Source organism: uncultured Mailhella sp., from assembly GCF_905187505.1.
Classification (GTDB): Bacteria; Desulfobacterota; Desulfovibrionia; order Desulfovibrionales; family Desulfovibrionaceae; genus Mailhella.
The window spans coordinates 1-11,848 of sequence record NZ_CAJJIC010000067.1 but is presented as its reverse complement, the minus strand read 5'-3'; the positions used below and the strand labels follow the sequence as shown (position 1 = coordinate 11,848).

General features: G+C 60.6%; 8 protein-coding genes. 3 read left to right on the top strand and 5 right to left on the bottom strand.

The window, feature by feature from the left end; genetic code table 11:
• From QZZ60_RS07325 to QZZ60_RS07315, 3 genes are all read right to left on the bottom strand, one after another.
• A partial coding sequence (locus tag QZZ60_RS07325; protein ID WP_295639947.1) for a ferredoxin family protein occupies nucleotides 1-258 on the bottom strand: 258 nt, incomplete at its 3' end.
• Entirely contained in the window at nucleotides 258-2,003 is a 1,746-nt protein-coding gene (locus tag QZZ60_RS07320) for an FAD-binding protein (RefSeq protein ID WP_295639944.1), read from the bottom strand. The genes QZZ60_RS07325 and QZZ60_RS07320, both read right to left, overlap by 1 nt.
• Before the next feature lie 291 nt (nucleotides 2,004-2,294).
• Nucleotides 2,295-5,336 (bottom strand): sigma 54-interacting transcriptional regulator, encoded by a 3,042-nt coding sequence (locus QZZ60_RS07315; RefSeq protein WP_295639941.1) that lies wholly within the window; start codon nucleotides 5,334-5,336, stop codon nucleotides 2,295-2,297.
• A gap of 256 nt (nucleotides 5,337-5,592) precedes the next feature.
• Here QZZ60_RS07315 and QZZ60_RS07310 point away from each other — a divergent pair, with 256 nt between their 5' ends.
• From QZZ60_RS07310 to QZZ60_RS07300, 3 genes are all read left to right on the top strand, one after another.
• Nucleotides 5,593-7,233, top strand: a complete 1,641-nt coding sequence (locus QZZ60_RS07310; RefSeq protein ID WP_295639938.1) for an FAD-dependent oxidoreductase — start codon at nucleotides 5,593-5,595, stop codon at nucleotides 7,231-7,233.
• A 14-nt stretch (nucleotides 7,234-7,247) separates the two neighbouring features.
• On the top strand, nucleotides 7,248-8,966 hold the full coding sequence (locus QZZ60_RS07305; protein WP_295639935.1) for an FAD-binding protein: 1,719 nt from the start codon (nucleotides 7,248-7,250) through the stop codon (nucleotides 8,964-8,966).
• Between the two features lie 102 nt (nucleotides 8,967-9,068).
• Nucleotides 9,069-10,532 (top strand): SLC13 family permease, encoded by a 1,464-nt coding sequence (locus tag QZZ60_RS07300; protein WP_295639933.1) that lies wholly within the window; start codon nucleotides 9,069-9,071, stop codon nucleotides 10,530-10,532.
• Nucleotides 10,533-10,830: 298 nt separating this feature from the next.
• Here QZZ60_RS07300 and QZZ60_RS07295 read toward each other — a convergent pair whose 3' ends face one another.
• Both QZZ60_RS07295 and QZZ60_RS07290 read right to left on the bottom strand, forming a co-directional pair.
• Entirely contained in the window at nucleotides 10,831-11,187 is a 357-nt protein-coding gene (locus QZZ60_RS07295) for a P-II family nitrogen regulator (protein WP_294448055.1), read from the bottom strand.
• Between the two features lie 24 nt (nucleotides 11,188-11,211).
• Nucleotides 11,212-11,848, bottom strand: a 637-nt coding sequence (locus tag QZZ60_RS07290; protein WP_367119409.1) for an ammonium transporter, incomplete at its 5' end; no start/stop codon positions are given.

Sequence of the window (11,848 nt, the reverse complement as noted above, 5' to 3'; positions counted from 1 at the left end):
GGTTTCGGGCCGTCCCGGGGGGACGGCCCTGCCGCGGCAGGTCTTCCACGGCAGAATGGGACGCCGTTCTCTGTCGGCGGAAACGGCTATGGCTCCTGCCGGACAATACTTTTCGCACAAAAAGCAGGACTGACAGTCCTGAAGATAGGTGATGACGGGACGCTTCTCCTCATCGGGACGCAGCACGTCCTGCGGGCAGTAGGTGATGCAGCGGCCGCAGCGGATGCACTTGTCGTAATCTATATGACGGATGCCCATTATATGTTCTCCCCAAGTTTTCTGGCTGCGGCAATGGAGGCATGCAGTTCGCGCTTGTGCTCGGGACGGAGCGGATAACGGTCGATGGGAATATCCTTCGTGCGGAGCGCAAGGTCTCCGTCCTTCTGTTCCACGAGAATCCACTTCAGCCAGTTTTCGTTATCGATTTCAGGGTAGTCGAGGCGCAGATGGGAGCCGCGGCTTTCCTTGCGGTACAGGGCGGCGGTAAGCATGACTTCCGCGCTCAGAACCATGTTTCTGGCCTCGAGCGCGAAGCGCAGACCGTGCGCATCGAGAGCGCGCAGGCGCGGAACGTCGTATTTCTTGATCTCCTGAATGCGCTTCAGGGCGGCAAGCATCTTTTCTTCCGTGCGCAGAATATACACGTCGTAGGGGAACAGCGCTTCCTGCACGGCGAGAACCACGTGCGAAGGATCCACGCCCTGCGGATGGTTGAGCGGCTCGGAGAGCTTCTTCACCACCTCGTCGATCTCCTTCTCGTCGAGTTCCACGTCACCCACGGTGCGGGCATATTTTGCGCTGGCCTCGCCCACGGCGGCGCCGGTGGTGGAGGCGGCGGGCATGGCGTAGGCGCAGAAGCCTTCCACGCCCGAGGTCGGCCCGTAGGCGGCGTCGCCCGCGGCATACAGACCTTCCAGCGTGGTACGACCGTCAAGATCGATATACAGACCGCCGCCGAAGCCCACGTTGCCTATGAGCGCGGACACCCAGCTGAGCTTTCCCTTGATGACCCTGCGGTCCTTGTCCACGTAGCCCGCCTGCTCGTAGGAACGATACATGAGCGGCAGGGTGCGCTCAAAAAGCTCCCAGTCCTTGGGCGTGTAGGAAGAGTAGTCGAAATACAGAGGGCCGCGGCCGAAATGCACCTCAAGAGCCATGGAGGCGGAGATGCGCCACAGATTGCCGTGAGAGGCGTATTCCGGGTCGTACTTGGCGGTAAAGTCCTCGCCGAGGGCGTTCACGAACTTGGCGCCGAGGCCCTGCGACACGTTCATGCCGTGCGTGGCGAAATTGCCGTGCGTGAGCTGATGGCAGTTGAATTCGTAGTTGGCAAGCGCCGCACCGGCCTCAAGGCCCATGATGTGCGCGTCGCCCGTTTCCATGTGCAGGTCGGCGTAATGGGACTTGTAGGCCTGGGCGCCGGTGGTGAGCACCACGGCCTTCGCCTTGACCACGTACATCTCGCCCGTCACCCCGTGGAAGCCCACCACGCCGCGGATGACCTTCGGATTGCCCTTCTCATGAAGCAGCGCGTCCACCATGACGCGGTCCACGATGTGCACGCCCTTGTCCTTACAGACCCTGCGCATGACTTCCATGAACTGCGGGCCGTGGAACATGAGCGTCTTGATGGGGCGCTTGTCCGAAGAGCCCTGCCCTTCAATGCGGTTGTAGGTGCCGTCCTCGTTCTTCTCGAACACCACGCCCCAGCTCTCGAGCTCCTTCACCCTGTCGCCTATGGTGTCGAAGTGCTTTTTGAGCCAGTCCTGATCGTTGATGAAGAAGCCTTCCTCCACGGCCTTGCCGTACCACAGGTCAAGAGAGTCCTCTTCCTTGAGGTAGGCCTTGAACGAACCGGCGCCGAAGGTGCCGCAGCCGCTCTTTCCGACATATCCCTTGTCGAGAAGAATGACGTCGGCTCCGTTTTCCGCCGCCTTGACGGCCGCAAACGTTCCGGCAGGGCCGCCGCCTGCGACCACAACATCGCATTGCAGAGTTTTCATGCATTTCTCCTGATGAGCAAAAAAGCGTTTCCGCTCCAAATCATATGAAAACAAACACTTTCATGACGTTCTCATGAAGAGTACATGACGCGGCCGTCATGCTCAACCATAATTTTCGCCGACTCCGCCTTCACAATGTGCCGAAAAATGTCCCGGGAGCAGCCCTTTTTTGAAAAATCCGGTCTCTGCGTGCCGCAACTGCAGACAAAACGCAAAAAATCCCGCCTTCCGCCGGGGGACGGCGGCGATGTCGAAACATATCTGTACTGCCCGTCACGGCAATTTCTTTGCTCATTCCGCCCCGTCGCTCTCCCGGGAAATGCCGTACCGCCGCATCTTGGCATAAAGCGCCGAGCGACTGATCTTCAGGATGGACAGCGCTCCGTGCGCGCCGTCTATGCGCCAGTTGGTCTTCCTGAGCGCAGCGACAAGGCATCGTTTCTCCGCCTCTTCCAGCGAAAGAGGCTCCTGCGGAGGGCGTTCCGATGAAAGAGGCACGGGGGCGACGCCCTGCCCGGAGCGGGATGTCCGTTCCTCAAACTCTTCCTGGAAGCTCAGCGTCCGGCCGCCGCTGAGAATGACGGACTGTTCGACGACATTGCGCAGCTCGCGGATGTTTCCGGGCCACGACCACTGTTCCAGCCGTCGACGGCAGGCTTCCGAAAAGTCCCGCACGACCTCGCGCCCATGTCGATGGGCAAAATGGCGCAGATAATACCTCGCCAGCGGAAGAATGTCCTCGCGGCGCTCGCGAAGGGGCGGGATCTTCAGACAGATGACGGCAATGCGGTAGTAAAGATCCGCGCGGAACAGTCCCTTGCGCACGGCCTCTCCCAGATTCCGGTTCGAAGCAGCCACGAGCCGGAAGTTGATGCTTATGGGACGGGTCCCCCCCACGCGCAGAAAATTCCTCTCCTGCAGAACGCGGAGCAGCTTGGCCTGCACCCTGGGACTCGCCTCCGTGATTTCATCAAGAAAAAGCGTCCCGTTTTCGGCCAGTTCCACCAGACCTATCTTGCTGTTCATGGCGCCGGTGAAGGCGCCCTTCTCATGGCCGAAAAATTCGCTTTCAAAAAGCTCGTCCTGCAGACTGGCCATGTTGATGGTGACAAGCCGGCCGCTTCTGCCGCTGCGCTCATGAATGCGCCTTGCCAGCATTTCCTTGCCCACGCCGGACTCTCCGTTGAGCAGGACCGCCGCATCCGTGCCGGCCGCGTTGTCCACGTCCGCAAGAAAATTCTGCATCCTCGGGGAAACGCATATCATTTCCCTCATGTCTTCGCCGGAAGAGACGGCATTCTGTCTTTTGCGGTCCATTTCCAGCGTCAGCATGCACGGCCAGGTAAGCACACGGCTTATGTCCCGCAGAAGCGTTTCATCCAGAAGCACCCGCAGTCTCTCGGGAACGCTTCCCGCAAGACAGAGCACGTACATGCCGTACGGACGGCAGTCGAGCGGCAGGCCCACGAACATTCCGCGACTCTCGCCCCGCACGGCCAGACTGTCCAGCATGACGGGTTCTCCTTCCGCCACCAGCTCCGCTATTTCCTCCATGGACGCAGGCACGGGGAAATTTCCGTCCGCTTCTGCCGTGCGCTCCATGAGTCTGAGCGGTGCGGAAGGCTGGGAGCGATGATAGAGCCACCCTTCCGACGCACCGAGCAGTCTGCCCGATTCCGTAAGCAGAATGCGGGCGAATTCCTCAAACGAAAGGCCGGATCTCCGGGGGGCGAACGTGTCCCTAAACTCCTCCACCAGCGAACGTGCGGAAAAGTTTCCCTCCTCCGGCACGACCGCGCAGGAAGGCACGAGTCGAAGCAGCCTTTCCGGCCACAAAGCCTTAAGATACGGATAGGAACGCCACGCCTCGTGCACGAGAAGTTCCGCTTCCGCCCTGTTTTCTTCCAGCAGCAGAGAGGCCAGAAAAAGACGGGACTGATCCGCGCCCATCACGTTGTGGGCGGCGTCCAGCGCGGCAATGCTCCTGCGATAGAAACGTACGGCTTCCGATCTGTTTCCGTCCCGTTCAAGCATGCGGCCCTGCACGCGAAGGGCCACGCCGCAAAGAAGCCTGTTCGGTCCGTCAAGACAGCGGGCAAGCTCATCCTCAAAGCAATAGCAGGGAAGCGGCGGCATTCCCTGTTCATGCAACAGGGCGAGCAGCTCCAGAAAAATGCCGTTGAGATACACGGGCCGCTGATATCCCTCGGCCTCGGCCCTGGCGAGGGCCGGACGAAGCACCTTGTACGCCGCCGTAAGATTGCCCGAAAACATATGGTAGAAGGCCAGGTGCCGCAGCGTGGTCACCGAACTGGCCACGTCCGTTTTTCTCGTCATGCCGGTAAGCGCCATGTCGAGCTGTTCAAGCGCCTGTTCGCTCTTTCCCATGCGCAGGTATACGAAGGCAAGCTGACTGCGAAGATTGCGCGAAAGCGAGGAATCGCTGCTCACATCCGCCTGACGCAGTCTGGTAAGCAGAAGTCTGGCCGCAAGATCGAAATCCCCCCGGTTGGCGGCCGCAAAGCTCCAGTGTCGGGCGTAGAACATTTCAAAGTAGCGGCGCCGCTGAATGCGCATCTGACGACTGGCCCTGGAAAAAAAGCTCATGGCCTGCTCGTAGTCCCCTTCCAGAAAGGCAAAAATGCCCAGATACGGCACGGCCTTTTCCACAAGAACGGGGTCCTTCAACGTGTCGAACACCTTCTTGCCGCGGGTCATGAAGGCATGAAGACGAGGACTGTTGTGCTCGGGAATGTTGCACACGTTGAGCGAACCTATGAGCAGATCGACCAGCGCCGTTTCCCCCTCGTCCCCGAGCTCGAGGGCCCTGTCCCGAACCTGAAAAAAGAACTGCGGAAGATCCGGAATGAAGACGCCCGAACAGACGATGAACAGGTGAAGCTCGCGGCACAGCGCCAGAAAGCGCTTCACCTCCTGCGGACGTGCCGGACAGAGACGACGCATTCTTTCCAAAACGAACATGAGCATGGCGCGCACGTCATCCGCGGCAAGCGCCTGAATGCGCTCCTCGCCCAGCTTCAGGAAGGCTTCCAGAGCGTCCAGTTCCCCGCCGCGGGCCATGCGGAGCAGAAAGCCTTCCAGAGGCGTCTCGCCGGAAAGCCCTTCCAGTTCCGCCACGGCGTCACCGTGGCGCAGGAGAATATCGTCAAGCGCGGCAGGCTCCTCCTTCGTCTCCTTTCGGACAGAAGGCGGCCAGTTCTGCAACGAGCAGCCCGAAAGACTCTCCAGGAGCTCACGGCGGAAGTGTGCGCCGAGAAGCTCCCGAACAAATGCCGCCACGGCCTCGCTTTTTGTCCATGCCGCCTGTTTCATGCGCCCCTCCTGAGCTTATTGCCGTTTATGACGACGTTTTGTCATGTCCTCGGAAATATATCTGTGTTTTTTACGAACATCAAGAAACGATTCTGTCTTTTTTACGCACATTTTTCTTCAGAAAAACATACGCGGAAAAATAAAAAGACAACAAAAAATAACGAGTTATAGGCATGGCATGTTTCTTGCAGCATGCAAGGCAACCATTTCAATGCGTTTCTCTCTTTCCGTCATTGCAATCTGCCAAGGAGCTTCCATGATTCAAAGCATCGATCCCGCAGCCTGTACCGGATGCGGCACCTGCACAAAAACCTGTCCGCTCGACGTCTTCCGTCTCGTCACGCAGGAGGAGGAAATGTCCCCCTGCATGGCGGCCTGTCCCGCCGGCGTGGACATCCGCCGAAACAACTATCTCATCCAGCAGGGTCGTCTGGACGAGGCCGCGGAAAACTTTCTGAACTACAATCCCTTCCCCGGCATCACGGGACGCGTCTGCTTCCATCCCTGCGAATCGAAGTGCTCCCGCGCCAAGGTCGATGAGGCCGTCAACATCAACGCCGTGGAACACGTGCTCGGCAACCGGATCATGGATCTTCCCCAGGAAAAAGTCACACGGCGGCACATCTCCAAGGTCGCCGTGGTCGGCTCCGGACCGGCCGGACTCTCCTGCGCCTGGTACCTCGCAAGGATGGGTTATCCCGTCACGGTGTTCGAGGCAAAGCCCTTCCCCGGCGGCATGCTGCGCTACGGCATTCCCGCCTACCGGCTGCCCGATGAGGTCATCACCTCGCAGGTGGAACGGCTGGAGAAGATGGGCGTGGAGTTTCGCTGCAACACGCTTGTGGGGGACGACGCCGACATCAGCATCGATGATCTGAAAAAGCGCGGCTTCAAGGCCATCATGCTCGCCCCGGGAGCGAGCGCGGCCAGAAAGGTGGACATCGAAGGCGTTGAGGCCGGGGGCGTGCACTGGGGACTCGAATTCCTCTGCGCCTGCCGCGGCGATGAAAAGCCCGAAATTTCCGGCGACGTGGTGGTCATCGGCGGCGGCGACGTGGCCGTGGACGCGGCCATAACGGCAAAGCGCCTCGGCGCCTCCCGCGTGCACATGGCCTGTCTTGAATCCCGCGACGCCATGCCCGCCTATCCCCACAACCAGAAGGACGCCGAGGACGAGGGCGTGGAATTCCACTGCGGCTTCGGACCGGCGCGCATTCTCACGGAAGACGGCCGCGTTTCCGGCGTGGAACTTCATGCCTGCACCAGTCTGAAGGATGACTCCGGGCGCTTCAACCCGCAGTTCGACACGTCCTCCGCGCTGCATCTTGCCGCCTCCCACGTCATTTTTGCCATCGGCCAGAAGTCCGAACTGGATGGATTTTCTCATGACGTCACGGTGGAGCGCGGGCGCATCGTCACAGAAGAGGTGACCTTCGCCACTTCCGAGTGGGGCATCTTTGCCGCAGGGGACGCGGCCACGGGACCCGCCTCCGTGGTTGCCGCCATTGCCGGCGGCAGAGAATGCGCCACCTCCATCGACCGCATGCTGAAAGGCGCGGACATGACCGGCGAGAGGGGCAGAAAACGTCCCTGCGTGCCGGACGACAAACTGCCCGGCGAAGGCATACGTCACGACCCCCGGCATGAGCGCACCCTCCTGCCCGAGGATCCGGAACATCCCTTTGCGGAACGCTCAAAGCCTCTGGACATGGAAGCGTGCTTTGCCGAAGCGCTGCGCTGCATGACCTGCGGCAGCAAGTCCCGCATCACCTACACCGACGACTGCATGACCTGCTTCAACTGCGAGCTCAACTGTCCCTCCGGCGCCATATTCGTTCATCCCTTCAAAGAACGCTTCGCCAGAACCCTTGACCAGATTGAAGTCGCCAAGAGCTGAACCCGGAGGACATCATGAAAAAGAACAGCGGATACGAATACACGACCGACCTTCTCGTCATAGGCTGCGGCTTCAGCGGCATGTGGGCCGCCATGCGGGCCAAGGACTTTCTTGACGACGTGCTGGTGGTGGACAAGGGCCCCCGCGACTGGGGCGGACTCGGCGGGCTTTCCGGCGGCGACATGATCGTGAAGCAGCCCGACATGAACCTCGACGATTTGCTCGACGATCTCGTGTACTACTACGACGGCCTTGCGGACCAGCGCATTCTGGCGCAGATACTCACCCAGTCCTATGAACGCTTCATGGACTTTGAAAACTGGGGCCACAAGTTCGTGCGCAACGACAAGGGGGAACTGTGCTTCATTCCGCAGCGCGCCCTCGATCACATGCGCTACTACTATTACCATCCCTACGGCATGGGCGGCATTGAAAAGGCCCGCCTGCTCAAGCAGGAATGCGAAAAGCGCGGCGTGCGTCGCCTCGGCCGCACCGTCATCACCGACATCATCACCGACGGCGAGCGCGTGACCGGCACCGTGGGATTCCACTCCCAGAGCGGCGTTCCGGTGTTCATCAGGGCGCGCGCCGTGCTGCTTGCCACCAACACCGGCGGCTGGAAGCCCTCCTATCATCAGAACACCCCGGCAAGCGAAGGCGTGAGCATCGCCTGGAACGCGGGCTGCGCCATGCGCAACTTCGAGTTCTGGAAGGTATGGAACGTGCCCGTGGACTTCGCCTGGGAAGGCCAGACCGGTCTTCTGCCCAAGGGCGCACGCTTTCTCAACAACAAGGGAGAGGACTTCATGCGCAAGTACTCGCCCAAGTTCGGCGCCAAGGCCGATCCCCACTACAACACGCGCGGCATGGTGTGCGAGGTGCGCGCAGGCAACGGCCCCATCGTGTTCGACTGCAGCCAGATGAAGCCCGAAGACGTGGAAACCATGCGTCCGCGCGCCGGATGGATGGGCCTCAACGACAAGAAGCTGCGCGCCATGGGCATAGACTTCTTTGCCCAGAAGCTCCAGTGGATGCCGCAGGTGCGCCACACCTACGGCGGCATCGTGGCCGATCTCGACGGCTCCACGGCCGTGAAGGGTCTCTACGCCGCAGGCCTTGCGCGCAACCCCGATCCCGGCGTGTACATGGGCGGCTGGGCCACCTGCATCACCGCCACCACGGGCTACTCCGCCGGAGAGGCCGCCGCGCACTTCGTGCAGGGCCACGACGCCGTTCCCTTCGATCACGCGCTGGCGGAAGAAAAGCTGGACGGCCTGCTCAAGTACCTCGGCCGGGACGGCATCGCGCCCAAGGACGTCATTGACGACATGCGCACCGTCATGAGCGCCCCGGACATCGCCCTCATGAAGACCGGTCAGGGACTCACCCGCGGTCTCGACCGCGTGGCCGAAGTGCGCGAGGAATTCGCTCCCCGCATGGGTGCGCGCGACGCGCACGAGCTTGCCAAGCTTTTTGAAGCGCAGTCCACCATCCTCCTTACGGATCTCAGCCTCACCGCGGCGCTCACCCGCAAGGAATCCCGTGCAGGCCACTTCCGCGAAGACTATCCTGAACGCGACAATGCACACTGGCTCAAGTGGATAGAGCAGAAGCAGGTGGACGGACGGCGTGAACTGCACACCGTGCCCGTGCCCGTCGACGAATATCCGGTCAAGCCCTACCGCTACTACATGGACAACTTCAACTGGCCTGAACACCGGCATGCAGGCTAGTTCCGCCCGCAGCGGAACGACACGGCGCGGCCGTCCCCCGGCGGTCGCGCCCCTCTCCTGCCCTCCCGCGTGAAAAATATCCCATCTTTTTCGAGGAAAAGCATGAGCACTGCCATATCAGCGAAAAAACGCCCCCTCTCCCTCTCCTACTACATCCACACCGTCGTCTGCCTCATCATCATGTTCGGCGTAGGGCAGCTTCCTCCCCTTGAACCGCTCACCCCGCTGGGCATGAACCTCGTGGGCATCTTCCTCGGCGTGCTGTACGGCTGGATATTCATCGAAATCGTCTGGCCGAGCCTCGCCGGTCTTCTGGCCATGATGCTCATCGGCGGCATGACGCCCGTCAAGCTGCTCAACAACAGCTTCGGTCATCCCATCGTGCAGATGATGTTCTTCATCTTCGTGTTCTGCGCCACCATCAACTACTACGGCCTGTCCAAGTTCATCTCGCTGTGGTTCATCACGAGAAAGTGCGTGTGCGGCCGTCCGTGGCTGTTCACCTTCACCTTCCTCGCCTCCATGTTCATTCTCGGCGCACTCACCAGCGCCTCGCCCGCCGCTCTCATAGGCTGGAGCATTCTCTACGGCGTATGCGAAGTGTGCGGCTACAAACGCGGCGACGGCTACCCCACCATGATGGTGTTCGGCATCGTGTTCGCCACGCAGATAGGCCAGTCCATGATTCCCTTCAAGCAGGTCGCGCTCACCGTGTTCAGCGCCTATGAGACCATGTCCGGAAGCGGCATCGACTACGCAAAATACATGATCATCGCCTGCCTCATCTGCGTGCTCTGCTCGCTGTTCTTCATTCTCATGGGCAAGTACGTGTTCCGGCCGGACATGTCGAAGCTGCGCGACCTCAAGGCCGACGACCTCGACAGCGAAGGCGCGCTCAATCTCAACAACGTGCAGAAGACCATTCTCGTCTTTCTGTTCATGCTGGTGCTTCTGCTGCTCGCCCCGAGCTTTCTGCCCGCCGACTTCTTCCTCACCCGCTTTCTCAAGGCCATAGACAACACCGGCGTCGTCATCCTGCTTGTGACCATCATGGCCTGCATACGCGTGGACGGAAAGCCCCTGCTCAACTTCAAGGTGATGGTCGACTCCGGCGTGACCTGGGGCATCGTGCTTCTTCTCGCCTTCGTGCAGCCTCTCACCATAGGCATGGCCGCGCCCGACAGCGGCATCACCGACTTTCTCATGGGCCTCATCATGCCGCTGTTCGGCGAAAGCTCTCCCATGACCTTCGCTCTCATCATCGGCTTCGGTGCCATGCTGCTCACCCAGGTCATGAACAACGGCGCCGTGGGCGTGGTGCTCATGCCCGTGATCTACAGCTTCAGCCAGGCCACGGGCATGGCTCCTGAAATTCCGCTCATCATGGTGGTCATGTGCGTGCACTTCGCCTTCCTCACGCCCGCCGCAAGCGCCAGCGCAGCCCTGCTGCACGGCAACGAGTGGAGCAACACCGCCGTCATATGGAAGACCGCGCCCATCGCCATCATCGGAGCCTACCTCTCCACGGCCATCGTCACCATGCTGCTCGGTCCCGTTCTCTTCTGACCGGACAAGAGGCTCGGAACGATCTTCCCCCTTTCCAGGCAAAATTCTCCGGTCTCCTTCCCCTGAGACCGGAGAAGCGCCGGATAAAAGACGGAACTTTCGTCCGTCACCTCCTCAAGACGGAGCGCTCCCGAAAAGCCATGCCCGGGAACGCTCCGCATTTCAACGACGCTCCCTTCCGCAGAAGACGTTTCCGCCCTCCGCGGCATGAGCGCCGACGGAACGATTAAAACGACGTGCGCCGGAACGGATCCCGCTCCGGCGCAGCCGCGTCTTTTTCCGATGTCCCGCAGGAGTCCTACAGGGCGTCCTTGCCGCATTCTCCCGTACGTATGCGAATGACGTTGTCCACGGGCAGTATGAATATCTTTCCGTCACCCACCGAACCGGTACGGGCGTTTTCCAGAATGATCTTTATGGCCGCATCGACCTTTTCCTCTTCCATGACGATTTCCAGCATCATCTTGGAGCGGAAATCCACCTCCATCCTCTGCGAGCGGTAAATTTCCGTATGTCCGCGCTGGCGGCCGAAGCCCCGCACTTCCATGAGCGTGGCGCCGCCTATGCCTATGGAGCTCAAGGCCTCCTTCACGCGGTCCACGGTTTCCAGTCTCAGAATCACCTGCAACTTTTTAAGGGACTCTTCCTTCTGCATGACAGTATCCTCGTCAGTCTGTAATTATATCTGGTAGCCGGATTCGGAATGCTCCGAAATGTCGAGACCCGTCACTTCCTTTTCCAGCGGCACGCGCAGTCCCACAAGCTTGTCGGTAAGCTTGAGCAGCGCGAAGCTGACCGGGAAGCAGAAGCCCACGGTGGCGACGACGGACACGAACTGCACCCAGAGCTGATGGGGATTGCCGTACAGAAGGCCGTCCACGCCGTTGACCTCGGCACAGGCGAACACGCCCGTAAGCAGCGCGCCGAGCACACCGCCCACGCCGTGAATGCCCACCACGTCGAGAGCGTCATCATAATTGAAAAGTCTCTTGAGGAAAATGCCGCCATAGCAGACCGCGCCGCCGAGAAGGCCCATGACAATGGCCGCCCAGGGCTCCACGAAACCTGCCGCAGGGGTGATGACCACAAGGCCGGCCACGGCACCGGAAGCCGCGCCGAGCACGGTGAAGTGACCGGTATGCCAGCGTTCGACGGCAAGCCAGCCGAGGATGGCGCAGCCCGCGGAAAGATGCGTGGTCACAAGGGCGTTGGCCGCAAGTCCGTTGGCCGCAAGGGCGCTGCCGGCATTGAAGCCGAACCAGCCGAACCACAGAAGGCCGGCACCGAGCACGGTCATGGGGATGTTGTGGGGCAGT

Coding starts and splice junctions, on each gene's coding strand:
- QZZ60_RS07310 (WP_295639938.1), top strand. CDS start 5,593: ATGATTCAAAGCATCGATCCCGCAGCCTGTACCGGATGCGGCACCTGC.
- QZZ60_RS07300 (WP_295639933.1), top strand. CDS start 9,069: ATGAGCACTGCCATATCAGCGAAAAAACGCCCCCTCTCCCTCTCCTAC.
- QZZ60_RS07315 (WP_295639941.1), bottom strand. CDS start 5,336: ATGAAACAGGCGGCATGGACAAAAAGCGAGGCCGTGGCGGCATTTGTT.
- QZZ60_RS07305 (WP_295639935.1), top strand. CDS start 7,248: ATGAAAAAGAACAGCGGATACGAATACACGACCGACCTTCTCGTCATA.
- QZZ60_RS07320 (WP_295639944.1), bottom strand. CDS start 2,003: ATGAAAACTCTGCAATGCGATGTTGTGGTCGCAGGCGGCGGCCCTGCC.
- QZZ60_RS07295 (WP_294448055.1), bottom strand. CDS start 11,187: ATGCAGAAGGAAGAGTCCCTTAAAAAGTTGCAGGTGATTCTGAGACTG.